The following is a 25,211-nucleotide window of genomic DNA, read 5'->3' as shown; positions in this document are numbered from 1 at the left end:
GGCGCCGGCCGGCTCAACGGCTAACCCGGGCCCGCCCGGCCGGCGTTTCCGGCGTCGCCGGCTCGGCCTCGACGGCCACGCGCGGCGCGACGGGCAAGGTGAAGTGGAAGGACGTTCCCTTGTCGGGGCTGGTGGTGAACCACAGCGTGCCGCCATGCGCGGTGACGATGGTCCGGCAGATCGGCAGGCCCATCCCCATCGCCCCCTTGCGGGTCGAGAAGAAGGGGTCGAGGACGCGGCTGCGGATGCGCTCGGGGATGCCGGGGCCGGTGTCGCGGACCGTCACCTCGATCATGCCCGCCTCGGTCTGCCGGGTTTTCAGCGTCAGCTGGCGGGGCAGGGCGGCGGCGGTCTCGCCGGCCATGGCGTCCAGGGCGTTGCGGGCGAGGTTGAGGATCGCCTGCTGAACCTGGACGGCGTCGGCCAGGATGGGCGGCAGCGACTCGTCGAGATCGAATTCGATGGCCACGTGGAGCTGGGTGGCGTCGGCCGTCACCAGGTCGATTGCCTCGCGGATCGCCCGGTTGATGTTGGCTTCGCTGAAGCCGGGCCCCTCGCGGCGCACGAACTGGCGCATGCGGCGCACGATGTCGCCGGCCCGTCGCGCCTGTTCGGCGATGATTTCGAAGACGCGGATGGTGTCTTCCGGCTGGACGCCGCCGGAGCGCAGCCGGCGCAGCATGCCGACGGCGTAGTTCATCACCGCCGTCAGCGGCTGGTTGATCTCGTGGGCGAGGCCCGAGGCGATCTCGCCGACCGTGCCCAGGCGCAGCACCTGCGCCAGGTCCGCCTGCAGTTTCTGGGCGGCCTCCTTGGCCTGCGCATGTTCGGTGATGTCGGTGCCGATGCCGCCGATGCCGATCAGCGTGCCGTTTTCATCGAGGATCGGGAACTTCATGGACACGATGGTCCTGGGACCGTCGAGGGTGATCATGGCGATTTCGGTCTGCCGGGTCTGGCGGGTATCCATGACCTCGCGGTCGATCGCTTCCAGCCGTCGGGCGGTTTCGTCGTCCAGGAAGTCGAAGTCCGTCTTGCCGACCACGTCCTCGACGCGGGTTCTGGCCCGGCGGGCGAATTCCTTGTTGGCGAAGACGAAGCGCCCCTCGGTGTCCTTGAGGAAGATGGCGGACGGCGAGTGGTCGAGAAGGGCCTGGAAGCGGAACTGGAGCTGGCGGAACGCGTCCTCGGTCTGCCGCTTGGCGGTGATGTCCTGGCCCGAGCTCAGGGTCCCCCGGAATCCCCCCTGCGGGTCGTCGACCACGTTGTTGTACCAGGCAATGAGCCGGCGTTCCCCGCCCTTCGCCACGACCAGGGTTTCGTGCTCGCGCACCGATTCGATGTCGCCGGCCAAGGCCGCCCCCGAGACCCGCCGCTGACGGTCGCGATGTTCCGGGGCCACCAGCGTTTCCAGCCAGTCCATCCCCATGATCTCGTCCTCGCGATAGCCGAGGACGTCGCAGGCCTTGCGGTTGACCATGGTCACCCGGCCGTCGCGGTCGAGCGCCACCATCATGGTTCCGGCCACCGCCAGATAGGTTTCGGAACGCATCTTTTGGGCGATGGCGGCGGCGGTCTGGCTTTCGAGGCGCAGGGCGGTGTCGACGGCGCGGCGCACGAAGACGCCGCCAAGTCCGACAAGGAGCACCAGGATGACACCCAGTCCGGGCAGCGACCACCACAGCATGTCGCGGCCGGGATGCGCTCCGCTCCATGTCAGATATCCGGCCGGGTGGCCGTTGGCCTGCTTCACGACGACATGGGGCGGCGGCGGGGCGGCCGACGAGAAGGCGACGGCGAAATCGTCGAGGCCGACGTGCGCGGCCATCTCGGCGATTGCGCGCGGGTTCAATTCGACGGTGAACAGCAGGACCCAGCGGGTGCCCTTGTCGATGCGCCGCCCGCCCACCGTTTCATAGCTGGTCAGCGCGCTGGCGGCGGCGATGTGAAGGGTGTTGCCGTCGCGCAGGAAGCCGGTGGCCGGCACCGGCGGCGCGTCGGGTTTGGTCTGGCGGGCCTGCTTGACCAGCACGTCGAGGCCGCCGGAAAAGCGGATGAAGGGGTTGACCACCGCGCTCGTTCCCGGCGCATAGGCATAGGTCACACGGTTGTCGGGGTCGAGCACGTAGCTGACGTCGATTCCGTGGACGTCGCTGACGTACGAGCCGAGGTTGTCGGTGGTCCAGGCCGGGTTGAAGGTCTCGACCAGGTTCTCGACGGCCTGGTCCCAATAGCTGTAGTCGAGGACGGCGCGTTCGGCCTGCTGGCGCAGCCGTTCGATCTCGTTGTTCACGGCGCGGGCTTCCGCCTGCTCGGCCAGGCGGTCCTGGCCACCGGCCGCGACAATAAGCGCGCCGACGACGAAGGCGCTTCCGATCAGGGCGATCAAGACGAACGGGACCAACAGTCCCCGGATCGTTGCCCGAAATGTCGAATTTGCGAACATATTATTGAAAATTAACGCAAAATCCGTTGCGTTCCCGAAACGTATTCAACCCTACATCAGGCGACGGTATCTTCACAAGCGAGGAACGCCCCCCGGGGAAACCCTTTTTAATTGTACGCGTCCCGGTGCGGCGGCGACTCTTGCCGGTTTTCGGGCCGTCGCGCAAGCCGATTGATCGGGTCCGCCTGCGGAATCCGAGGGCGCGTGGAGATCGGCCTAGCGGGCCAGGGTGTCGAGCAGCCGCCCCGCCTCCTCCGGCGTATCCAGGCGGTAGTCGGCGGCGGTCGGTCGATTCCCGGCGGCCTCGCCGGGGGCGCCGCCGACAAGGACGCCGATGCCGCGGCCGGCCAGCGCGTTAAACGCGTCCTCGTCGGTGATGTCGTCGCCGAAATAGAGCGGCAGCACGTCGGGGGCCGTCAGGCCGAGCGCGTCCAACAGCCACAGCACCGCGCGGCCCTTGTTCCAGTCGAGCCTCGGCTGGATCTCGTAGACCATCTTGCCGGGAGTCGCCCTGAGGGTGCCGTGCTCGGCCAGGGTGGCCTCGACGACGGCCGCGATCCGCCCCCACTCGGTCTCGGCCACTTGGCGGTAGTGGACGGCGACCGACGCCTTCTTGGGCTCGATCCGCGCGCCCTCGATGGCATCGAGCGCGCCGTGCAGGCGGGTTTCGACGGCCTTCAGCAGGGGCGCGAAGTCCTCGCCTTCCCGGCGGGCGATCCGCCGACCGCCCGGCACGCGGATGTCGAAACCATGGCTGCCGGCGAAGGCCAGCCCGTCGATGCCGACCAGCCGCTCGACGTCGGTGCGGTCGCGGCCGCTGACCACGGCGACCGGGCAGCGCCGGGCCAGATCGCGCACGATGCGCCGCATGGAGTCCGAAAGAACCGCCAGCTCCGGCCGCTCGACGATGGGCGTGAGCGTGCCGTCGTAATCCAGGAACACCGCCGGTTTGCGGCCGGCCAGGCGGCGGCCCAACTCGTCCAGCCGGTCGAGCGCCGACGGCAGGTCGCTGAGAGTCCGGGCCATGCGCCGTTCCTACCTTCAGGCCTCTTCGAGCAGCAGTTCGTCGAGGTCCCGCACCACCATGTCGGCGCCGGCGTCGCGGAGCGCCCCGGCGATGCCGGTGCGGTCGACGCCGATCACCAGGCCGAAGCCGCCGGCCCGTCCCGCCTGGACGCCGGAAATGGCGTCCTCGACGACCACCGCGCGGGCCGGCTCGACGCCCGCCCATTCGGCCGCCTTCAGGTAGGTGTCGGGATTGGGCTTGCCAACCAGGTTCATGCCCGTCGCGTTGATGCCGTCGAAGCGGACATCGATGAGGGCGCCGATGCCCGCCGCCTTGAGGACGCGCCGGCAGTTGCGGCTGGAAGACACCACGGCGCAGCGGATGCCGACGGCGCGCAGGGCCTCGAGGAGGGCGACGGATCCCTCGAATACCGTGACGCCCTCGGTCTGGATGGCGTCGGCGAACAGGCGGCCCTTCAGGTTGCCCAGGCCGTACATGGTTTCGATTCCCTCGGCGTCGCCGGGCGTGCCCTCGGGAATGACGATGCCGCGCGATCCGAGGAAGCTGCGAACCCCCTCGTGGCGCAGCTTGCCGTCGACCAGGGTGGCCATGTCGTCTTCGGAGAACGGATGAAAGCCCTTGCCCTCGCGCCGGCCGCGGGCTTCGAGATAGGAATCGAACAGCGTCTTCCAGGCCGTGAAGTGGGTCTTGTCGGTCGCCGTGATGACGCCGTCCAGGTCGAACAGCACGGCGTCGAACCGGGCGGGCGAAAACAGCGGTTTGAGAAACGGTGTGGACATCCCTTTCTTTTTGGCGAACAACCCCCGGGAAAACAAGAGTTTGTTGCCCCTTTCCCGGGCCGGCGCACGCGCCGGATGCGCCACCCCCGGTTTCTTCCCGCGCCGGTGACGCGCCGTCCATGCGTGTGCTTAAATTTCAGTCAAAAATAATTATTTGCATATTTTTTATGCATATGCCGGACTCCATCGAGTCCCCGCCGTTTGCATCTACTGCCCTGATATGAAAGCGTTTTTCTGCATTTTGGCGGGGCGGCACGCTTCTTGAGTACCCCTGAGCCCGGAAGCGGTGGGAGGCCGGCGTCCGTCGGACGCGACCGGTTCCGACCGAGGTTCTCTGCAAGGGGGTAAGCACATGGCTTTGAAACTTGTCGTGGCCATCGTGAAGCCGTTCAAGCTCGATGACATCCGCGAGGCGCTGACCTCGATCGGGGTTCAGGGGATGACGGTTTCCGAGGTCAAGGGATTCGGCCGCCAGAAAGGGCAGACGGAGATCTACCGGGGGGCCGAATACGAGGTGAGCTTCGTTCCCAAGTCGAAAGTCGAAGTGGTCGTCGGCGACGATCTGGCGGAACAGGTGGTCGACGCCATCCGCTCCACCGCCGAGACCGGGTCCATCGGCGATGGAAAGATCTTCGTGCTGGATGTCGAACAGGTCATGCGCATCCGCACCGGCGAAACCGGCGCTGACGCCATTTAAGGAGCAAGGGAAGATGATTGATTTCAAAAAGACGGTTCGGATCGGCGGGGGGGCGCTGGCCGCTATTCTGGTAACGGCGGGATCGGCGCTGGCGCAAGCCGCCGCCCCGACGCTGGATACCGGCGACACGGCGTGGATGCTCACCTCGACGGCCCTGGTCCTGATGATGACTATTCCGGGGCTGGCCATGTTCTACGGCGGCATGGTCAGGCGCAAGAACGTGCTGGCCACCGCCATGCAGAGCTTCGCCATCACCTGTCTGATCACCGTGCTGTGGATGGTCGTCGGCTATTCCTTCGCGTTCGGCGACGGCGGCGGGCTCAACGCCTTCTTCGGCGGCTTCGACAAGGCGTTCCTGGCCGGCCTCGGCAAGGAATCGCTGACCGGGACGATCCCCGAGTCGGTGTTCATGACCTTCCAGATGACCTTCGCCATCATCACCCCGGCCCTCATTACCGGCGCCTTCGCCGACCGCATGAAATTCTCGGCCATGCTGTGGTTCATGGGCCTGTGGGTGCTGCTGGTCTACGCCCCGGTCTGCCACTGGGTGTGGGGCGGCGGCTTCCTGATGGGCGCCGGCGTGCTCGACTTCGCGGGCGGCACCGTGGTCCACATCAACGCCGGCGTCGCCGGTCTGGTGGCCGCGCTCGTGCTCGGCAAGCGCCAGGGCTACGGCACCGAAAACATGGCGCCCCACAACCTGACGCTTTCGGTCATCGGCGCCTCGCTGCTGTGGGTCGGCTGGTTCGGCTTCAACGCCGGTTCCGCGGTCGCCGCCAATGCGACCGCCGGCATGGCCATGGCGGTCACCCAGATCGCCACCGCGGCGGCCGCGCTCTCCTGGATGCTGATCGAATGGCTGGTGCGCAAGAAGCCCAGCGTGCTCGGCATCATCTCGGGCGCGGTGGCCGGCCTTGTCGCCATCACCCCGGCCTCGGGCTTCGTCGCTCCGATGGGCGCGCTGATCATCGGCATCATCGCCGGCATCGCCTGCTTCTGGGGCGCCACGTCGCTCAAGCACATGGCCGGCTATGACGACTCGCTCGACGCCTTCGGCGTGCATGGCGTGGGCGGCGTCGTCGGCGCCCTTCTGACCGGCGTCTTCGCCGCCGAGGCCATCGGCGGCACGGCGGGCCTGCTGGAGGGCAACTCGGCCCAGCTCATCACCCAGATCGAGGGTATCGTCGCCACCATCGTCTATACGGCCGTCGTCTCCTTCATCCTGCTCAAGGTCATCGACGTGGTGATCGGGCTTCGGGTGACCAAGGAGGTCGAGGTCGAGGGTCTCGACATCAACCTCCACGGCGAGGTCGTGCGTTAGGCCGGCAACGGCCGGGGGGAGCGGGGGAGCCTCCTGCCCCCACTCCCCCACCTTCTTTTCGGTCGAAACCTTCGGTTTCGCTCAAGTCCCTGACTGCTTCGCCCTTGGGGGTGCCTGCCGGCACCCCCATTTTTCATCATTTCGGGGGCACCATTAATTTCGGGGACACCATACTTAATTCAGGTGAATTAAATATGGTGTCCCCGAAATTATGGCGGACGCCCGGGCCGAAAAACGCTATGCTTCGAGCGGGCTCACCCGCAAGCCGACGAAGGAGGCCGCGACATGACCGATGGTGACGGCTTGGTGCGCGCATACCTGCTGAACGGCGCCGGCGGCGGCCGGCCGCTCGACTGGCCGGCGGTGCGCCGATGGGCTCCGGACGAGGGCTTCCTGTGGGTCCACCTGGACCGCGCCGTCGAACCGGCACGCCGGTGGCTGGAGGCCGAAAGCGGGTTGAGCCGGCTGGCCTGCGAGGCGCTGCTGGCCGAGGACACGCGGCCGCGCAGCGCCGAGTTCGAGGATGGCCTGATCGTCATCCTGAGGGGTGTCAACCTCAATCCCGGCGCCGATCCCGAAGACATGGTGTCGATCCGCCTGTGGATCGACCGCCAGCGCGTCATCAGCGTGCGGCTGCGCCAGCTGATGGCGGTAAGCGACCTCTGCGCGGGTCTGGATGCGGCCAAGGGACCCCGGGGGCCGGCCGATTTCCTGGTCGACCTGGCGGCCCGTCTGGTCGAGCGCATGGGCCCGGTGATCGACGACTTCGAGGACGAGGCCGACGCCGTCGAGAACGCCGTGCTGACCAGCGTCGGCTACGAACTGCGTGGCCGGCTGGCCGATCTGCGCCGGCGGGTCATCGCGCTGCGCCGCTACATCGCGCCGCAGCGCGACGTCATGGCGCGCCTGGTGGCCGAACGCGTGCCCTGGCTCGACGACCTGCACCGCATGCGTCTGCGCGAGACCGCCGATCGCATCACCCGCTACGTCGAAGACCTCGATGCGGTCCGAGACCGCGCCGCCGTCACCCAGGACGAACTGTCGAGCCGCCTGGGCGAGCAAATGAACCGCAACATGTACGTGCTGGCCATCGTCGCCGGCGTGTTCCTGCCGCTCGGCCTGCTGACCGGCCTGCTTGGCATCAACGTCGGCGGCATTCCCGGGGCCGACACCTCCTGGGCGTTCGCCGCCGTGGCGATCGGCATTGGCGTCCTAGGCGCGATCGAGTTGTGGGCCTTGAAGCGCTTCGGGTGGATCTAGCTCCCGACTGTGGAACGATGTGACAGATTGGCCGTTTGTCGGTACGCTGATGACGCGCCAGACTTGCGAGGATGACCATGAGACAACCGAGACGCCGGCTGTTGGGGATCGTGGCGGGCGCCGTGGCGGCGCTGACCATGTGGCTGGCGGTGGCGGCGCCGGGCGCGCTGGCCGCCGAGCCGGCGGCGCCGGCCCCGGTGACCGTCGAGGACCTGGAGGCGCTGGCGGCGGCGATCAAGGACGACGCCAAGCGCGAGGAACTGCTGACCCAGATCCGGGCGCTGATCGAGGTGGCCCGGGAAGCGCCGCCGGACGAGGTCGAAACCCTGGGGCCCCGCCTGGTGTCCACGCTGTCGGCCACGGCCGGCGAGATCAGCCGCCAGGTGGTGGCGCTCGCCAACCGGCTGAGCAACCTGCCGTTGCTGTCCGCCTGGTTCGAGCGCCAGGTCAGCGACCCGGCCATCCGTTCGCTGTGGCTGTTCGCGCTCCTCAAGCTGGCCGCGGTGATCGCCGTCGGCTGGCTGGCCGAGCGCCTTGCCGTCGCCCTCTTGACCCGGCCGCGCCGGGGGGTGGACGGCCGCGAGGCGGCGAACTTGGTGGTCCGCCTGCCGCTGCTGCTGGTCCGCACCGTCATGGAGGTCGTGCCCATCGCCGCCTTCGCGGTTGCCGCCTACGCGCTGCTGCCGTTGCTCAACCCGGCCCGCCAGACCCAGGTGATGGTCGTCACCTTCCTTTCCGCCTACGTGCTGATCCGGGTGCTGACCGTCCTCGTGCGCATGCTCCTGGTGCCGCCGGGGCCGTCGCTCCGGCTGCTGTCGATGGGGCCGGAGACGGCGACCTATCTGTTCATCTGGTCGCGCCGCCTGATCGCCACCGGGGTGGTCGGCTATTACGCCGCCGAGGCGGCGCTGCTGTTCGGCCTGCCCTTGGCCGCGCACGCCGGGCTGCTCCGGGTGGTTGGCCTGCTGATCGCCGCCATGGTCGTCGTTTTCCTGTTGCAGAACCGCGGCGCCGTCGCCGAGCGCATCCGCGGCCGCCCGGTCGTCGGCCAGCCGCTGACCGCCGCCTACCGCCTGCGCCGCCGCCTGGCCGACGTCTGGCACGTGCTGGCCATCGTCTACGTCATCGGCGTCTTCGCGGTGTGGGCGCTGGCCATCGAGGGCGGCTTCGAATACCTCTTCCGCGCCACCGTGGCCTCCGCCCTCATCCTGGTTGCCGCCAAGGCCCTGGCGATGGCGCTCCGGCGCGGCATCGAGCGCGGCTTCGCGGTCGGCGACGACGTGAAGCACCGCTTCCCCCTGCTGGAGGCCCGCGTCAACCGCTACGTGCCGGCCATCCACCTGGTGCTGCGCGCCATCCTCTATATCGTCGCCGGCCTGGCCCTGCTGCAGGCCTGGGGGCTCGACACCCTGGGCTGGCTCGACTCGCCATCCGGCCGGCGGGTCACCGGCGGCGCCTTCTCCATCGGCCTCGTCCTGGTCTTCGCGCTGGTCCTGTGGGAGGCGGTAAGCTCGTCGATCGAGCGCTATCTCACCCAGACCGGCCCCGACGGCGCGGTGCTCCAGCGCAGCGCCCGGGCCCGCACGCTGCTGCCGCTGCTGCGCACCACGGTGATGGTGTTCCTGCTGGTCATGGTGACGCTGATCGTGCTCTCCGAACTGGGCGTCAACATCGGGCCGCTGCTGGCCGGCGCCGGGGTCATCGGCCTGGCCGTCGGCTTCGGGTCGCAGAAGCTGGTGCAGGATGTGATCAACGGCGTCTTCATCCTGGTCGAGGACTCGCTGGCGGCCGGCGACGTGGTGACCGCCGCCGGCATCTCGGGCGTGGTCGAGCAGATTTCCATCCGTTCGCTCCGCCTGCGCGGCCTCGACGGCACGGTGCACACCATCCCGTTCAGCACCGTCGACACCGTCAGCAACATGACCAAGGGCTTCTCGATGGCGGTGATCGAGGCCGGCGTCGCCTATCGCGAAAGCGTCGACGAGGTGATGGAGGTCTTAAAGCAGCTGGGCGCCGAGATGACGGCCGATCCCACCTTTGGGCCTTTGATCATCGAGCCGCTGGAGATGCTGGGCGTCGACGCGCTGGGCGATTCGGCGGTGACCATCAAGTGCCGCTTCAAGACCGTGCCGCTCAAGCAGTGGACGGTGGGCCGCGAGTTCAACCGGCGCATGAAGAACCGCTTCGACGAGCTGGGCATCGAAATCCCCTTCCCGCACCAGACCGTCTATTTCGGCGTCGACAAGCAGGGCAAGGCGCCGCCCGTCTTCGTCCAGACGCAGGACGACACTCCACCGGCCGCGCCGCCCGCCCCCGCCGCCGTCGAGGCGGAGACCGAAAAGCCCGACACGCCCCCCACGGACCCGACGGCGGAGGAGTTCAAGTAGCGCGGGTCGCCTTCAGGCTGGCGTCAGCCTGGCCCTGTATATCCGCAAGGGGGATATGGGAAGCAAGGAGGACACATGGCGAAGCTCGGAATCCAGCGCTATACGAACACCCTGATCGTCCTGCATTGGCTCACGGCGCTCTGCGTGGTGGTCGCCTGGTTCCTCGGCGAAGGCGGGCGCCACATTCGGGAAAACCCGCCTATATGGCACTTCGCATTCGGCCTCGCCGTGCTGGTCCTCTTGGTGCCGCGACTCGTCGCCCGCCTGGTTGGCGGCGCGCCCCCGCCCGAACCTCACGATGCGCCCCTGTTGCGGCTCGCCGCCAAGGTCGGCCATGCCACGCTCTATGCGTTTCTCATCGCCATGCCGCTTTCGGGATGGTACGCGGCCTCGGCACTCGGCGTCCCGGTCACCCTGTGGGGGGTCACCCTGCCGGCCCTCACGGCGCCGGTCCCGCAACCTCCGGGCCTCGTCGCGGAACTCCACAGCAACGGCGGGACCGTGCTTCTCGTCTTGGCCGGCCTCCACGGGCTCATGGCGCTCTACCATCACTTCGTGCTGAAGGACGACACCCTGCGGCGGATGACGCCGGCATAGGGCGGCTTCCGCCGAAGCCGTCAGCGGAATTGGCCTTTGCCCCCTAAAGGGACCCCTCGCCCTCCAGGTCCGCCGGCCCTTCCGCGTCGATGACGGCCAGCGCCACGTCGTAAGAGAAGCCGGCCCGGGCCAGGGCGGCGAGGTCGCGCTCGCGGGCCTCGCGGCGCCCTTCGGCCGCGCGCCAGGGGCCGAGACGGCGCTTGCGGGCCAGCCGGGCGGCGGCGGCGAGTTCCGGCTTCTCCTCGGCCTCGTCGGCGGCGGCCATGGCGGTGTCGATGATTTCGCCCTCCACCCCCTTCTGGCGCAGTGAAAGGGCGATGGTGCGCCCCGAGGCGCCGCGCCGGCGCAGGCTCTGGGCCCGGCTTTCGGCATAGAGCGCGTCGTCGAGCAACTGGGAGGCGACGAAGCGGGCGATCAGGGCGTCCACCCATTGGGCGCCCTCGGCCGGGTCGGTGCCATGGAAGCGGGCCGAGCGCTCCACCTTGCGCATCAGCACGCGGCGCAGGTTCGCAGCCGAGGTGGCGAAGCGCTGGAGATAGAAAAGGGCGGCGTTCTCCAGGTACTTCGGCGTCACCTTGCGGGGGCCGGGGCGTGTCCGTTTGCCCGGGGTCTCGGCTTCCTTTTCGCTCATGGCCGCCATCATCGCATCCCCCCTCGGCCCGCCGCAATTTTTTTGCGGGCCCGGACCGGCCAGCCTATATAGGGACCCTGCCGGAAAGGGATCGCCCATGCTCGTACGCTCGATGAAAGACGCCAACTGGATCGGCCTGTGGACGCTCTACGCCCGCGAGGTCCGGCGCTTCATCAAGGTCTATACCCAAACCCTTATCGCCCCGGTGGTGACGACGCTGCTCTTTCTTGCCGTCTTCGCCCTGGCCTTGGGCCAGGGCCGGCCGGCGGTGCACGGGGTGTCGTTCATGGAATTCCTGGTCCCCGGGCTGATCATGATGGCGATCCTTCAGAACGCCTTCGCCAACACGTCGTCCTCCATCGTCATCTCCAAGGTCCAGGGCAACATCGTCGATACCCTGATGCCGCCGCTCAACGCCCATGAACTTACCTTCGGCATCGCCATGGGCGGGGCGACGCGCGGCATCGTGGTCGGCGCCGTGGTCGGCGCCTCGATGGTCTTCGTGGTGCCGATGCACTTCGAGCACGTCGGCTACATCGCGTTCCACGCGGTGGCGGCGTCGCTCATGCTGTCGCTTCTGGGCTGCATCGGCGGCATCTGGTCGGACAAGTTCGACCACATCGCCGCCGTCACCAACTTCGTGGTAACGCCGCTGTCCTTCCTGTCGGGCACCTTCTATTCGCTGGAGCGCCTGCCGCCCTTGTTCCAGACCATCGCCCACCTCAATCCCTTCTTCTACGCCATCGACGGCTTCCGCTATGGCTTCCTCGGCTATTCCGACGTGACGCCGGGGCTCGGCGTGGCGGTGATGGCGGCCACCGACGCGGTGCTGTGGTGGATCTGCTACCGGATGTTCGCGACGGGCTACAAGCTGAAGGCGTGAATCGCGTTCAACCGTCATGGCCCGGCCCAGGGGGCCGGCCAATGCCCCTCGCCCGTCATGGCCCGGCTGCGCCCGGGCCATCCGGAGCGGACGGAACAACGCCGGGGCATGGCGCGAGAAATGAGGTCGCGGCTCGCGGTTTTGAATTGAGGGCTTAACACGCGGCCGGGCGGGGAGTATGGTCCGCTCTTTTTTCGCGCTGCGGGGAAGCGGCGCGAAATGGGAAGGGAAGGTCCACATGGCTTCCGCGCTCGCATCCACGGCGTCGCTGCCGGCCGATCTGAAGGCGGAGGCGGTGGCGCTCTTCGAGAAGCTGGCCACCCAATCGGCCGACGGCGTCGGCATCACCCGCGAAAGCTATGGCGAGGGCGAGACGCTGGCCATGAAGACGGTGGCCGAGACAGCCCTTGCCTGCGGCCTGGAGGTGGCGACCGACGCCGCCGCCAACATGACGATCACGTTGCCCGGAACCGAGGCGGGGGCGCCCGCCGTGGCCTGCGGCTCGCATCTCGATTCGGTGCCGCGCGGTGGCAACTACGACGGCGCCGCCGGGGTCGTCGCCGGGCTGATGGCGCTGATGCGCGCCAAGCGCGAGGGAGTCGCGCCCCGCCGGCCGCTCAAACTGTTCATCCTGCGCGGCGAGGAGAGCGCCTGGTTCGGCCGCGCCTATATGGGCTCCAGCGCGCTGTTCGGGGCGCTCGATCCCAAGGACCTCGGCCTCAAGCACCGCGACAGCGGCCGGCCGCTCCGCGACTACATGGCCGCCGCCGGCGCCGACGTCGAGGCCGTCGCCGCCGGGACGGCGATGATCGCGCCCGCCGATCTCGCCTGCTTCTTCGAGCTGCACATCGAGCAGGGGCCGGTGATGGTGGCCCGCGCCGTGCCGGTAGGCCTGGTCACCGGCATCCGTGGCAACATCCGCCATCCCGCCGTGATCTGCCGGGGCGAGGCGGCGCACGCCGGCGCCGTGCCCCGCTGGCTGCGCCACGACGCCGTGTTCGCCTTCGCCGACCTGGTCGAGCGCCTGGACCAGCATTGGGTCAGCCTTCTGGAACAGGGCGAGGACCTGGTCATCACCATGGGCATCGTCGGCACCGACCCGGCCGAGCACGCCATGAGCCGGGTGCCCGGCGAGATCCATTTCAGCCTGGAATACAGAAGCCAGTCGCCCGACATGCTGCGCTTCTTCGGCGGCATTGTTGCCGAGGAAATGCTCAACGTCGGGCGCTCGCGCGGCGTCTCGTTCGAACTGGGCCAGGCGCTGCCGACCGCGCCGGCCCGCACCCATCCGGCGCTGGTCGACCACCTGGCCGTGGTCTGCGGCAAGGCGGCCATCCCTTACGAGCGCCTGCCCTCGGGGGCCGGCCACGACGCCGCCGTCTTCGCCAACGCCGGCATCCCCACCGCCATGATCTTCGTGCGCAACGAGCACGGCTCGCACAATCCGCATGAGGCGATGGCGTACGACGATTTCTTTCTGGGGGCGGAGGCTCTATACAGGGCCATGCTGACCGCCCCGGAGGCGTTGCCATGACCGATTCCGACCTCGCGGAAACCACCGCTCAGATCCTGCTCGACACCGGCTGCGTGCTGTTCCGCCCGCAGGAGCCGTTCTTCTTTTCGTCGGGCTGGGCCAGCCCGGTCTTCGTCAACGTCAAGCGCCTGATCTCGTTTCCGCTGGCCCGCAACAAACTGATCGACCTGGCGGTAAGGAAGATCCTCGATACCGTCGGCTACGCCGCCTTCGACGTCATCGCCGGCGGCGAGGTGGCCGGCATCCCGTTCGCCGCCATGGTCGCCGACCGCCTGAACCTGCCGCTGGTCATCGTCAGGAAGCAGGCCAAGGGCTATGGGCCCAAGGCCCAGATCGAGGGCGCGCTGGAAGGGGCCAAACGGGTGCTGCTGGTCGAGGATCTGACCACCGACGGGCGCACCAAGGCGCTGTTCTGCGACGGCCTGAGGCGGGGCGGCGCCGAGGTGAAATACGCCTTCGTCATCTTCAAGTACGGCATCTTCGACTACGTGGTGCGCGACCTCGACTCCCGCGGACTGGAGCTTTTCTCGCTGGCCACCTGGGACGATCTCATGCGCGTGGCGCGCGCGCGGGGCGCCATGGACGCGGCGATGCTCAAAGAGATCGAGGCCTACATCACAGATCCCATCGCCTGGTCGGAGGTTCACGGCGGGGCCGGCCCGTCGGCGGCGCCGACTTCCGCATCCGCCGGCTGAACGGCCGCCAGGGCGCGAGATTCCGCCGCAACCGCGTTGACAGCGCGCCCGCGGATTCCGATACTCTCGCCTTCCCGCAAGGAAGGGGGCGGCGCGCCCGCGCCGTCCCTTGGTTTTTTTTCAACTAAGGAGCCGAACGATGATTTCCGCGGTGATGCCGACCTACGCGCGCGAGGACATCGCCTTCGTCAGTGGCGAAGGCGTTTACCTTGTGGACGCGTCCGGCCGACGTTACCTGGATTTCGGCGCCGGCGTCGCGGTGACGGCGCTCGGCCATTGCCATCCGCATCTGGTCGAGGCGCTGACCAAGCAGGCCGCCACCCTCTGGCACTGCTCGAACCTCTATCGCATTCCCGGGCAGGAGCGGCTGGCCCAGCGCCTTGTCGATGCCTCGTTCGCCGATTCCGTGTTCTTCTGCAACTCGGGCGCCGAGGCGGTCGAGGCCACGCTGAAGCTGGCCCGGCGCTATCACGACGAGACCGGCCATCCCGAGCGCTTCCGGGTGATCACGTTTGCCGGCAGCTTCCACGGCCGCACGCTGGCCACGCTGGCCGCCGCCAAGCAGGAGAGGCACATGGCCGGCTTCGCGCCGATGCCCGACGGCTTCGACCAGGTGGCGTTCGGCAACATGAACGAGCTGCGCGCCGCCATCACCGGCGAAACGGCGGCCATCCTGGTCGAGCCGGTGCAGGGCGAGGGCGGGGTCCGGCCGGCCGACGCCGAGTTCCTGCGGGCGCTGCGCAAGGTCGCCGACGAGTTCGGCCTGCTGTTCCTGTTGGACGAGGTGCAGACCGGCATGGGCCGCACCGGCCGCCTGTTCGCCCACGAATGGGCCGGCGTCGAGCCCGACGTCCTGGCGGTGGCCAAGGGCCTGGGCGGCGGCTTCCCGGTCGGCGCCTGCCTGGCCAAGGAACACGTCGCCAAGACCATGAAGGCGGGGGCCCACGGCTCCACCTTCGGCGGCAACCCGCTGGCCATGGCCTGCGCCAACGCCGTGCTCGACGTCATGCTGGCCGACGGCTTCCTGCCGGCGGTCGAGGCCAAGGCGGCCCGCCTGCGCAAGCGGGCCGAGGCCGTCGTCGCGGCCCATCCCAGGCTGTTCCTGGGCGTGCGCGGCGTCGGTCTTCTGATCGGGCTGCAATGCAAAATCCCCAACGGCAAGCTGATCGGCCAATTGCGGGCCAACGGCATGCTGGCAGTCGGCGCCGGCGACAACGTGGTGCGCCTGGTGCCGCCGCTGATCGTCGAAGACAGCCACATCGAGGCGGCGATGGCCATCCTCGAGAAAAGCTGCGCCGAGCTTGAAAAGACGGAGTTCTGACATGAGTGCCCCGAGGCATTTCCTCGATATCGACCAGTTCGACACCAAGACGCTTCGCCACATGCTGGACCTGGGCGCGGCGTTCAAGCGCAAGGACGCCAAGGCCGTTTCGCCGTGGCCCGGCAAGACCCTGGTCATGATCTTCGAAAAGCCCTCGACCCGCACCCGGGTCTCCTTCGAGGTCGGCGTCCAGCAGCTGGGCGGCCGCGCGGTGGTGCTGGGCACCGCCGAATCCCAGCTCGGGCGCGGCGAAACCATCGCCGACACCGCCCGCGTGCTGTCGCGCTATGCCGACGCCATCATGATCCGCACCAGCGCGGTGAAGCGCATGGAGGAACTGTCGGCCAACGCGTCCATTCCGGTGATCAACGGCCTGACCGACGCCTCGCATCCCTGCCAGATCATGGCCGACGTTATGACGTTCGAGGAGCACCGCGGGGTCATCAAGGGCAAGACCATCGCCTGGTGCGGCGACGGCAACAACGTGGCGGCGTCATGGATTCACGCCGCCGCGCGTTTCGGCTTTTCCATGCGGCTGGCCTGCCCCGCCTCGCTGCGCCCGTCGTCGAAGCTGCTGGCCTGGGCCAAGGCCGAGGGTGCCGACGTCGTGGTCTTCGACGATCCCAGGGAAGCGGCCGCCGGGGCCGATGCCGTGGTCACCGACACCTGGGTGTCGATGGGCCAGAAGGGCGAGGAGGAACGGCGCGCCCTGCTGACGCCCTTCCGGGTCGATGCCGCCCTCATGGCCAAGGCCAAGCCGGGGGCGCTGTTCATGCACTGCCTGCCGGCCCATCGCGGCGACGAGGTGACCGACGAGGTGATGGACGGTCCCGCTTCGGTGGTGTGGGACGAGGCCGAGAACCGGCTGCACGCCCAGAAGGGCATTCTCGCCTGGTGTCTGGGCTGATCTTGGCGCCATGACCGAGCCCCGCCCCTCGCCCGCCGCCCCCCGACCGGCGGCCCCGCGCTGGTTGCGGCCGGTGGTCGACTACGGGCCGCTGGTCGTCTTCTTCGCCGGCTATTTCCAGTTCGGCCTGTTCGCCGCCACCGCCGGCCTGATGGGGGCGACGGCGGTGGCCCTTGCGCTGTCTTTCGCCTACGAGCGCCGGCTGCCGATGGTGCCGCTGGTAACGGCGGCAGTGGTCGGCGTCTTCGGCGGCCTGACGCTGTGGCTGCACGACGAGACCTTCATCAAGCTGAAGCCGACCATCGTCCAGGTGCTGTTCGCCGCCGTGCTGTTCGGAGGCCTCCTCTTCAAGCGATCGTTTTTGAAATCGCTGCTCGGCGGCACCATCTCCATGGATGACCGGGGCTGGCAAATCCTGACCGTCCGCTATGCCGGGTTCTTCCTGGTCATGGCCGCCCTCAACGAGGTGGTCTGGCGAACCCAGAGCACCGACTTCTGGGTCACCTTCAAGGTCTTCGGCATCGCCGGGTTGACGGTGCTGTTCGCGTTGACCCAGGTGCCGGTGATGAACCGCCATCACGTGGACAGGGATGGGCCGGAACCCGGGACGGAGAACCCTTCCGGCGACAAGTGAGACGATGGCCGACGTCCCCCCGTTCAACGATCTGATCCAGCCCTTTCGCATCGAGGATCTGGGCTTGCGCGGCCGTCTGGTGCGTCTGGGCCCGGCGCTCGATTCCATCCTCGGCCCCCACCACTACCCCGAGGCGGTGGCCCGCCTGATGGGGGAAACCCTGGCCCTGACCACGGTGTTGGCCAGCGCGCTCAAGTTCGACGGCGTGTTCAAGCTGCAGACCCAGGGCGACGGGCCGCTCAGCCTGATGGTCGCCGACATCACCAGCGACGGCAGCCTGCGCGGCTATGCCCGCTATGACGCCGAGCGGGTGGCCGCGGCCGGGGGCGTCGCCGACGCGCCGGTGCCGCACCTGCTGGGCGCCGGGCGCCTCGCCGTCACCCTCGATCACGGCCCCAACGCCCAGCAGCACCAGGGCATGACCGAACTGACCGGGCCCAGCCTTGCCGACTGCGCGCACACCTATTTCCGGCAATGTGAACCGTTGCAGACCGCCATTTCGCTGGCGGCGACGGCGGGAAATGGCGGCGCCAGTCGGGCCGCCGCGCTGATGATCCAGCGCCCGCGGCCGGAGGGCGGCGTCGATGCCGACGACGAGGCCGAGGACGAATGGCGCCGCGCCGTGGCGCTGACCAGCAGCGTGACGGCGGCCGAGATGCTGGATGGGACGATCCAGCCGGCGCGCCTGCTCTATCGGCTTTATCACGAAGAGGGCGTGCGGCTGTTCCGGGTCCGCCCGGTCCGCCACGCCTGCCGCTGCTCGCGCGCCAAGGTTGCGGCGACGCTCGGCCGCTTTCCGGCGGCCGAGCTTGACGCCATGGTTGAAGACGGCGGGATTGCCGTGACTTGCGAGTTCTGCAAGGCCGAATACCGCTTTTCCCGCCAGGCACTGGCAGATCTGCCGTCACCTTGAACGGGCCGCCCCGGCGACTATTTCCTCTTTATGCTCAAGATGATCCGACAGGTACTGACGGTCGGTTTCGCAACGCTGGCGCTGGCGGCGTGCGGAACGACAACGGCTCCGATGGAGAAGCAGGTGGTTGTAATGCCGCCGCCCATCGCCCTCGATGTCGCCAGGATCGAGATTGTATCGAACGTCCAGACATCGAAGACGCCTCCGCGCGTCGATGGCCTGATCCCCAATCCGCCCGGCCAGGCGATCCGCGACTGGGGCGCGAACCGGCTGGTCGCCAGGGGACAGAGCGGCGTCGCCCGCTTCACCGTCACCGAGGCCGCCATCGTCGAGGAGGATCTGCCGAGGGACGTCGGCATGCCCGGCCTGCTCCGGGCGCCGCAAACCGTGCGCTACAACGCCACGGCGGCGGCCACCCTGGAGATCCTCGACGAGCCGAACGCGCGGCAGGGACGGGCGGCGGCGGGGGTGGCGTTCTCGCGCACGATCTGGCCGACCGCCTCTCCGGAAGCGCATCAGGACCTGTGGCAGGGCATGATCGCGCCGCTGGTGTCGGCCTTCGACGCCGAGATGACGGAAAATATCCGCGGCCATCTCGGAACCTTCATCCGCTAGCGGCTGCCGCGAGTGGCCTCCCCCGGCGTTCGCCTTGAACGGGGGGGGCGCCCGTGCGAGTATCCGCCGCTATGTTGATGATGACCCGGCGGCTTTTGATGGCGGGTCTTGCGACGCTGGCGCTGGCGGCGTGCGAGACCCCGGTTACCGTGCAACGCTTTCCCGAGATGACCTTCGCGCATTATCCGGCGTTGGGGCTGAACGCCAGCCGGGTGGACATCGTTTCCAACGTGCAACCGACCCTGCAGACCGTGCAGGTTGGTTCCCAGTTTCCGGTGCCACCCGAAAAGGCCATGCGCCGCTGGGCCCAGGACCGGCTGGTCGCCAAGGGCGTGACCGATAACGTGGCGCGCTTCACCATCGTCGACGCCACCGTGACCGAGACGCCGCTGGCCGTCGAAGGGGGCGTTTCCGGGGCCTTCAAAAAGCAGCAGGCCGTCCGCTATCAGGCAACGGTGGCCGCCATGATCGAGATCGTCGATGGGCAAGGCTTCCGCCATGCCTTCGCCAGTTCCCGGGTTGGCCGTTCGCAGACGCTGCGCGAGGACGCGTCGCTGAACGAGCGCGACCGCCTGCGCTACGACCTCATCGAGGCCCTGATGAAGGACTTCAACAACGAAATGGAACAGGACATCCGCAGCCACGTCAGCGACTTCCTGATGTGATGGTTCCGCGGCGGCGCGGACGAGCACTCATCGCCCTCCTGACGGCGGCCGTGCTGGCCGCCGGCTGCTCGCCGGCCCGGATGGGCGAGGCGGCGCGGCTGTTGGCCGACATCGAGGCCGGCGACGGGCCGAGTGCGCTCAAGGAGGCGACGCCCCCACCCGAGCGCCGGCCGGTCCGCTTCGAAACGGCGGGCCGTCCCCACTCCGGCGATCTTTACACGCCCGGCGGCGGCGAGGCGGCGCTGGCGGCGATGGTGCTGGTGCCCGGGGTGGCGCCAGCCGGCAAGGACGATCCGCGCCTCGTGATGTTCGCCGCCACGCTGGCGCGCGCCCGCTTCCGGGTGCTGGTCCCCGACATCGAAAATCTGCGGGCCCTGCGCGTGCGCCCCGAGGACGCCGGCGCCATCGCCGACGCGAGCGCCTGGCTGCGCCGGGAAAGTCCGGCCGGGCAGGCCCTGGGGGTGACGGCCATCTCCTATGCGGTCGGGCCGGCCGTCGCCTCGCTGTTCGAGGGGGGCGGCGGGCGGGTCGATTTCGTCATCGCCGTCGGCGGCTATTACGATCTGACCGCCGTCGTCACCTTCTTCACCACCGGGCGTTTCCGGGCGGCGCCCGGCGAGCCCTGGCGGCACCGGCAACCCAACACTTACGGCAAATGGGTGTTTCTCGAATCGAACCTCCACCGGCTGGCCGACTGGCGGGATCGGGCGCTGCTTGAGGCGATCAAGGAGGCGAAAGTGGCCGATGACGGGGCCGACGTCTCGGATTGGGCGGCCAGGCTGGGGCCGGAGGGCCGGGCCGTCTACGCGCTTCTGGTCAATACCGAGGCCGAGCGCGTGCCCGCCCTCATCGAGGCGCTGCCGGGGACGCTGCTCGCCGATTTCCGGGCGCTCGATCTCAGCCGCCGCGACCTTTCCGGCCTGGGCGGCCGGTTCTTCCTGCTGCACGGGCGCGACGATCCGATCATCCCGGAAACCGAGAGCGTCAAACTGGCCGCCGCGCTGCCGGCCGGCGGCGCCGAACTGTTCCTGGTCGACAGCCTCGATCACGTCAATCCCAAACCGACCGGCCCCCTCGACCGCCTGACCCTGCTTAAGGCGGCCTATTCCATCCTCAGGTTGCGCGACGGCTCCTAGAACTCGCGGCCGATCCGGGCGTCGAGCGACAGCGGCCCGGCGCCCCGCAGGGCGATGGCGAAGGCCAGCAAGGCCCACATCAGCGGGTATTCATAGCCGCCCTGGGACCAGAAGAATCCGTTGGCGAGATGGACCTTGAGGGCGGCGATCAGCATGAGGACGGCGGCGGCCGCGGCGGCCGGCCGCGTCCACAGACCGAGGACCAGCAGCAGGCCGCCGAAGAACTCGACGACGCCCGTCGCATAGGCCAGCGGCAGGGCCGGCGTCAGGCCGATCTTGGCGAAGAAGCCGGCGATGCCCTCGATGTTGCCGCCGAACCAGCCGAACAGCTTCTGGGCGCCGTGCGGCATCATCCACAGGCCGGTGACGACGCGCACCAGCGGCCAGGCGGCCGAGGAGGCCCCGCGGTAAAGGCCGGCCAGGGCCGGGATGTAAAGGGCGGGCGCATTGGAGGCGGGGGTGTTCATCGGGAGGTCCTCGGTTATCGGGAAACGACCGGGAAAAGCATGTCGCGGCCGTGCGGTTGGGTGAAATCCACAAGCGGCCCCTTGGGCACGATGCCGGTGGGGTTGATGGTGGAATGGCTGCCGTAATAGTGGGCCTTGATGTGGTCGAGCCGGACGGTGGCGGCGACGCCGGGCACCTGGTAGAGTTCGCGGGCGAAGGCCCACAGGCTGGGGTAGTCGACCAAGCGCTTGAGGTTGCACTTGAAGTGGCCGTGGTAGACGGCGTCGAAGCGCGCCAGCGTGGTGAACAGCCGCCAGTCGGCCTCGGTCAGGCGATCGCCCGCGACATAGCGCTGCCGGGACAGCCGATCCTCCAGCCAGTCGAGGCTTTCAAACAGCGCCGTCACCGCCTCGTCGTAGGCCTCCTGGCGGGTGGCGAAGCCGGCCCGATAGACGCCGTTGTTGACGGTGTCGTAGATCCGCGCATTGAGGGCGTCGATTTCGGCGCGCAAGGGTTCGGGATAATAGTCGCCAGGGGCGGCGCCGGCGGCGTCGAAGGCCGAATTGAACATGCGGATGATGTCGGCCGACTCGTTGCTGACGATGGTCCCCGTCTGCTTGTCCCACAACACGGGCACCGTTACCCGTCCCGTGTAGGTACGGTCGGCGGCCCGGTAGACGTCATAGAGGAAGCGCGCGCCCATCACGGGATCGGCCCCTTCGGCCAGGGTCCAGCCGTCCCTGCCCATCAGCGGCTCGGCCACCGAAACCGACACCTTGTCGGCCAAGCCTTTGAGCGCCCGGAAGATCAGCGTGCGATGGGCCCACGGGCAGGCGTAGGACACATAAAGATGATAGCGGCCGGGCTCGGCCGGAAAGCCCGACGAGCCGTCGGCGGTGATCCTGCCGCGGAAGCGGGTGGGCGGCCGCACGAAGCGGCCGCCGCTCGTTTCGGTATCGTACCAATCCTGCCGCCAGATGCCGTCGACCAGAAGGCCCATGGCCGTTCCCTTTTCGCCGGAGCCGCTCAGGCGGCCAGCTTGACGGCGATCTCGGCGACGTGCCGGCCCTGGAAGCGGGCGAGGTCCAGCTCGTTCTCGCTCGGCTGGCGGCTGCCGTCGCCGCCGGCGATGGTGGTGGCGCCGTAGGGCGAGCCGCCGGTGATTTCGTCGACCCTGGTCTGGCCGGCCGCCGAATAGGGCAGGCCGACGATCACCATGCCTTGGTGGAGGAGCGTGGTGTGGAACGAGGTCAGCGTGGTTTCCTGGCCGCCGTGCTGGCTGGCCGTGCCGGCGAAAGCGCTGCCGACCTTGCCGATCAGCTTGCCCTTGGCCCACAGGCCGCCGGTCTGATCGAGGAAATTGCGCATCTGTGCCGCCATGTTGCCGAAGCGGGTCGGCGTGCCGAAGATGATGGCGTCGTACTCGGGAAGCTCGTCCACGGTGGCGATGGGCGCCGCCTGGTCGACCTTGAGACCGGACTTCCGGGCCACCTCGGCGGGCACCAGTTCGGGTACCCGCTTGATGTCGACCTGGGTGCCGGGAACGCTGCGCGCCCCTTCGGCGACGGCGCCCGCCATCGTCTCCACGTGTCCGTAACTGCTGTAATAGAGAACCAGAACTTTGGCCATGTCTGCCGTCCTTTGCTGTGCCGTCGACGGATGAACCGTTCACGTGGAAAGAAGATGGGGCACCATGAAAGCGTGGACAATCCGCGTCCATGGAATATGATTGTTTCGATTTCAGAGACTATGGAGGTTCTCCGTGTTGTCCCTCGACGTCCTCCAGGTGTTCGCGCGCATCGCCGAGACCGGCAGCTTCTCGGCGGCGGCGCGCGATCTCGGGCTGTCCAAGTCGGCGGCCAGCAAGAAGCTGGCGGCGCTGGAGGACCGGCTGGGCGCCCGGCTGGTCAACCGCACGACGCGGCGCCTGTCGCTGACCGAGGCGGGCATCGACTTCCTGGAGCGCGCCCAGCGCATCCTCGCCGAACTGGAGGAGGCCGAACAGGCGGCGGGGCGCCTGACCGACGAGCCGCGCGGCACGCTCCGGGTCAACGCGCCGATGTCCTTCGGCATCCAGCACGTCGCCCCGGCGCTCGCCGATTTCATGACCCGTTATCCCGACCTGGCGGTGACGCTGGACCTCGACGACCGGCGGGTCAGCCTGATCGAGGAGGGCTACGACGTGGCGGTGCGCATCGCCGATCTGCCCGATTCCAGCCTGGTAGCGCGCAAGCTGGCGCCGGCCCGGCGGGTGGTGTGCGCCAGCCCGGCCTACTGGGCGGACCACGGCAAGCCGGCCCATCCGCGCGAGCTGGTCCGCCACAACTGCCTGATCTATGCCTATCTGCCGGCCCAGAACGACTGGCCCTTCCGCGGGCCGGGCGGCCCGCTCGCGGTGCGCGTTGCCGGCAACCTCAAGGCCAACAACGGCGACGTTCTGCGCGAGGCGGCGCTGGCCGGCCTCGGCGTCTGCCTGGCCCCCACCTTTCTGGTCGGCGACGATCTGCGGGCCGGGCGGCTGCACACGGCCCTCGACGCCTTCGTCGACGATTCGCTGGCCATCTATGCCGTCTATCCGCACCGCCGCCACCTGTCGGCCAAGGTCAGGGCTTTCGTCGACTTCCTGGCCGGCCGTTTCGGCCCGCGGCCGTACTGGGACGTTCCCGGATCGGACGGGTGATTTTTGGAAGACGGCTCGTAAAACGGGAATTGCCGGGCACCCTTGCGGTCGGTTTCGCACATAAGGGATGTCCGTGTCTTGACCCGATAGAAAATCCTGCCGCATGATCGCACCAATCGAAGGGGATCGTGCATGCCGCTCCGGCAATTCAACTAAAATTTTATCAAAATCGCATGTCTGTCCCCTGCCGGCAGGAAGAACGCATCAAGGAAGAAGGGGAGTCCAGAATGAACGCCGCCACCGCTTCCAGGGACACGGAATCCCGATCCTCCCCTTCCTCCGATCGTCCATCCCGTTGGCAGCGGTTGGCCCTTTCCGACGTCCGCATTGGGCGCAAGATCGGGTTTGGTTTCGCCACCGTACTGGCGCTGACCATGGGGGTGTCGTATCTCGGCTGGAACGGCCAGCAGCAGATCAGCGGCCAGCTTGAGCGGACGGACGCGGCGGCGCTTCTTGCCGACGGGCTTCAGGAGATCCGTCAGGACGAGAAGAACTATCAGATCGCCGGCGACGAAAAATCCTTCAAGGACGCCACCGCCAAGATCGCCCAGCTGAAGGAGCGGGCGGGGAGCATCGGCCAGCTTTTCGATTCGGGGGCGGATCGGGAATGGATCGCCAGCGTGGAGGCGCAGATCGCCACCTACGAAGCGGCGCTGACCCACTATCGCGACCTCGAAGTCAAGAAACGCGCCGCCCTCGACCGCATGCTCCAGAAATCGAACGACATGGAAACGACCTCGGCCGAGCTTCGTTCCGAACAGAACACGCAGTTCGGCGACCTGGCCAAGGGCCAGGCCGAGATCGAGGAAAAACGGGACGCCAAGCTGAACCTTTCCGACGAGGCGACCAAGATAACCGGCCAGTTGGCCGAGCTTCTGATCGAAATGCAGCGCTTTCAGATCCATCGGGACGAAAAGCGGATGGTCACGTTCGATACGGCGGCCACCATGGTTTCGTTCGGCCTGAAGAACCTCCAGTCGCTGCTGGGCCCAGAAAACGCGACTATGTTGCCGGACAGCTTCATCGAGATCGTCGACGTCATCCGCGAAGACTACAAGAAGCTCGCCACCGACCTCTTGCAGGGCAATACCGGGCAGACGGCCGCCGCCGCCGACAACCTCGAAAAAAAGATGCGGGCCATCAAGAGCGTTCTCGACGGACTCGCCATGAGCCAGCGGCTGGATTGGCAGGGTCTGGCCGACGACGCCAAGCTCGCCAAGATCCGCATGCAGAAAAAGCAGGGCATCACGCTGCTGGCCAGCAGCCTGATCGAGAACGTCAACAAGAAGCGCACCGCCCAGCTGCAATATCTGCGCACTCCGACCGCCGCCGCCGCGGACGCGGTAAGGGACGGCGTAGGGAAGATCGTCGGTCAGTTGGAGGAACTGGAAAGCACCCTTTCCACGGACGCGGAAAAAGCCAAGGCCGCGGCGATCCACGCGGGGGCGGCGGCGTATCTGGAGGAATTCGAAGGGGTCGTCGGGACTTTCGCGCAGCAGGCGGCGGCCAACCGCGAGATGGCGGGGGCGGCGCAGGCGGTTGACGGCGAGATCCGGCGCGCCGAGGCGACGCAGAAGACGGCGATGGTCGCCCAGCAGGAGCGCTCGGCGCTGCTCAGCGTGACGGGCTCGGCGGT

At 68.2% G+C, this 25,211-nt stretch carries 24 protein-coding genes; 17 read left to right on the top strand and 7 right to left on the bottom strand.

Features of this window, described 5'->3' with window-relative positions:
- Positions 1-13: 13 nt before the first annotated feature.
- From ODR01_RS20975 to ODR01_RS20965, 3 genes are all read right to left on the bottom strand, one after another.
- Complete coding sequence (locus ODR01_RS20975) at positions 14-2,404, bottom strand: PAS domain-containing protein (protein ID WP_316979660.1); 2,391 nt, start codon at positions 2,402-2,404, stop codon at positions 14-16.
- Between the two features lie 258 nt (positions 2,405-2,662).
- On the bottom strand, positions 2,663-3,472 hold the full coding sequence (otsB, locus tag ODR01_RS20970) for a trehalose-phosphatase (RefSeq protein WP_316979659.1): 810 nt from the start codon (positions 3,470-3,472) through the stop codon (positions 2,663-2,665).
- 15 nt (positions 3,473-3,487) lie between these two features.
- Positions 3,488-4,252: an HAD family hydrolase gene (locus ODR01_RS20965; protein ID WP_316979658.1), complete on the bottom strand. Its 765-nt coding sequence runs from the start codon at positions 4,250-4,252 to the stop codon at positions 3,488-3,490.
- A gap of 358 nt (positions 4,253-4,610) precedes the next feature.
- Here ODR01_RS20965 and ODR01_RS20960 point away from each other — a divergent pair, with 358 nt between their 5' ends.
- The 5 genes from ODR01_RS20960 (at position 4,611) to ODR01_RS20940 (ending at position 10,514) form a co-directional block, all read left to right on the top strand.
- Positions 4,611-4,949: a P-II family nitrogen regulator gene (locus ODR01_RS20960; protein ID WP_316979730.1), complete on the top strand. Its 339-nt coding sequence runs from the start codon at positions 4,611-4,613 to the stop codon at positions 4,947-4,949.
- A 13-nt stretch (positions 4,950-4,962) separates the two neighbouring features.
- Positions 4,963-6,270 (top strand): ammonium transporter, encoded by a 1,308-nt coding sequence (locus ODR01_RS20955; protein WP_316979657.1) that lies wholly within the window; start codon positions 4,963-4,965, stop codon positions 6,268-6,270.
- Between the two features lie 285 nt (positions 6,271-6,555).
- Positions 6,556-7,530: a zinc transporter ZntB gene (locus ODR01_RS20950; RefSeq protein WP_316979656.1), complete on the top strand. Its 975-nt coding sequence runs from the start codon at positions 6,556-6,558 to the stop codon at positions 7,528-7,530.
- 77 nt (positions 7,531-7,607) lie between these two features.
- Complete coding sequence (locus ODR01_RS20945) at positions 7,608-9,917, top strand: mechanosensitive ion channel domain-containing protein (RefSeq protein ID WP_316979655.1); 2,310 nt, start codon at positions 7,608-7,610, stop codon at positions 9,915-9,917.
- Between the two features lie 75 nt (positions 9,918-9,992).
- Complete coding sequence (locus tag ODR01_RS20940; protein ID WP_316979654.1) at positions 9,993-10,514, top strand: cytochrome b; 522 nt, start codon at positions 9,993-9,995, stop codon at positions 10,512-10,514.
- 43 nt (positions 10,515-10,557) lie between these two features.
- Here the strand turns inward: ODR01_RS20940 and ODR01_RS20935 are convergent, their stop codons facing one another.
- A complete protein-coding gene (locus ODR01_RS20935; RefSeq protein WP_316979653.1) occupies positions 10,558-11,145 on the bottom strand; it encodes a regulatory protein RecX in 588 nt (195 codons plus the stop codon).
- Positions 11,146-11,242: 97 nt separating this feature from the next.
- Here ODR01_RS20935 and ODR01_RS20930 point away from each other — a divergent pair, with 97 nt between their 5' ends.
- The 10 genes from ODR01_RS20930 to ODR01_RS20885 all read left to right on the top strand — a co-directional run bounded on the left by ODR01_RS20930 (position 11,243) and on the right by ODR01_RS20885 (position 20,448).
- Positions 11,243-12,028 (top strand): ABC transporter permease, encoded by a 786-nt coding sequence (locus tag ODR01_RS20930; RefSeq protein ID WP_316979652.1) that lies wholly within the window; start codon positions 11,243-11,245, stop codon positions 12,026-12,028.
- A 238-nt stretch (positions 12,029-12,266) separates the two neighbouring features.
- A complete protein-coding gene (locus ODR01_RS20925; RefSeq protein WP_316979651.1) occupies positions 12,267-13,562 on the top strand; it encodes a Zn-dependent hydrolase in 1,296 nt (431 codons plus the stop codon).
- Positions 13,559-14,257, top strand: coding sequence for an orotate phosphoribosyltransferase (locus tag ODR01_RS20920; RefSeq protein ID WP_316979650.1), 699 nt, complete (start codon positions 13,559-13,561; stop codon positions 14,255-14,257). Before ODR01_RS20925 ends, ODR01_RS20920 begins: the two co-directional genes overlap by 4 nt.
- A 139-nt stretch (positions 14,258-14,396) precedes the next feature.
- Positions 14,397-15,578: an aspartate aminotransferase family protein gene (locus ODR01_RS20915; RefSeq protein ID WP_316979649.1), complete on the top strand. Its 1,182-nt coding sequence runs from the start codon at positions 14,397-14,399 to the stop codon at positions 15,576-15,578.
- Position 15,579: 1 nt separating this feature from the next.
- Entirely contained in the window at positions 15,580-16,485 is a 906-nt protein-coding gene (gene argF / locus ODR01_RS20910; protein ID WP_316979648.1) for an ornithine carbamoyltransferase, read from the top strand.
- A gap of 10 nt (positions 16,486-16,495) precedes the next feature.
- Positions 16,496-17,119 (top strand): septation protein A, encoded by a 624-nt coding sequence (locus tag ODR01_RS20905; protein ID WP_316979647.1) that lies wholly within the window; start codon positions 16,496-16,498, stop codon positions 17,117-17,119.
- 4 nt (positions 17,120-17,123) lie between these two features.
- The gene (gene hslO / locus ODR01_RS20900; protein ID WP_316979646.1) at positions 17,124-18,032 is read left to right on the top strand and encodes an Hsp33 family molecular chaperone HslO; all 909 of its coding nucleotides are present in this window, start codon (positions 17,124-17,126) and stop codon (positions 18,030-18,032) included.
- 30 nt (positions 18,033-18,062) lie between these two features.
- Complete coding sequence (locus ODR01_RS20895) at positions 18,063-18,647, top strand: hypothetical protein (RefSeq protein ID WP_316979645.1); 585 nt, start codon at positions 18,063-18,065, stop codon at positions 18,645-18,647.
- A 98-nt stretch (positions 18,648-18,745) separates the two neighbouring features.
- A complete protein-coding gene (locus ODR01_RS20890; protein WP_316979644.1) occupies positions 18,746-19,312 on the top strand; it encodes a hypothetical protein in 567 nt (188 codons plus the stop codon).
- Complete coding sequence (locus ODR01_RS20885) at positions 19,309-20,448, top strand: hypothetical protein (protein WP_316979643.1); 1,140 nt, start codon at positions 19,309-19,311, stop codon at positions 20,446-20,448. Before ODR01_RS20890 ends, ODR01_RS20885 begins: the two co-directional genes overlap by 4 nt.
- Here the strand turns inward: ODR01_RS20885 and ODR01_RS20880 are convergent.
- Genes ODR01_RS20880 through wrbA form a run of 3 tightly spaced genes read right to left on the bottom strand, consistent with a single transcriptional unit; the run spans position 20,445 to position 22,524 of the window.
- Complete coding sequence (locus ODR01_RS20880) at positions 20,445-20,915, bottom strand: DoxX family protein (protein ID WP_316979642.1); 471 nt, start codon at positions 20,913-20,915, stop codon at positions 20,445-20,447. The genes ODR01_RS20885 and ODR01_RS20880 overlap by 4 nt on opposite strands.
- A 14-nt stretch (positions 20,916-20,929) precedes the next feature.
- Positions 20,930-21,895 carry a glutathione S-transferase family protein gene (locus tag ODR01_RS20875; RefSeq protein WP_316979641.1) on the bottom strand — a complete coding sequence of 322 codons (966 nt, stop codon included), beginning with the start codon at positions 21,893-21,895 and terminating at the stop codon, positions 20,930-20,932.
- Between the two features lie 26 nt (positions 21,896-21,921).
- On the bottom strand, positions 21,922-22,524 hold the full coding sequence (wrbA, locus tag ODR01_RS20870) for an NAD(P)H:quinone oxidoreductase (RefSeq protein WP_316979640.1): 603 nt from the start codon (positions 22,522-22,524) through the stop codon (positions 21,922-21,924).
- 133 nt (positions 22,525-22,657) lie between these two features.
- Between wrbA and ODR01_RS20865 the strand changes: the two genes are divergently transcribed.
- The gene (locus ODR01_RS20865) at positions 22,658-23,575 is read left to right on the top strand and encodes a LysR family transcriptional regulator (protein WP_316979639.1); all 918 of its coding nucleotides are present in this window, start codon (positions 22,658-22,660) and stop codon (positions 23,573-23,575) included.
- A gap of 227 nt (positions 23,576-23,802) precedes the next feature.
- On the top strand, positions 23,803-25,211 hold a 1,409-nt coding region (locus tag ODR01_RS20860; RefSeq protein ID WP_316979638.1), incomplete at its 3' end, for a hypothetical protein.

The organism is Shumkonia mesophila, assembly GCF_026163695.1.
GTDB classification, from domain to species: Bacteria; Pseudomonadota; Alphaproteobacteria; order Rhodospirillales; family Shumkoniaceae; genus Shumkonia; species Shumkonia mesophila.
The sequence above is the reverse complement of the archived record's forward strand: the minus strand, read 5'-3'. Positions and strand labels throughout refer to the sequence as shown.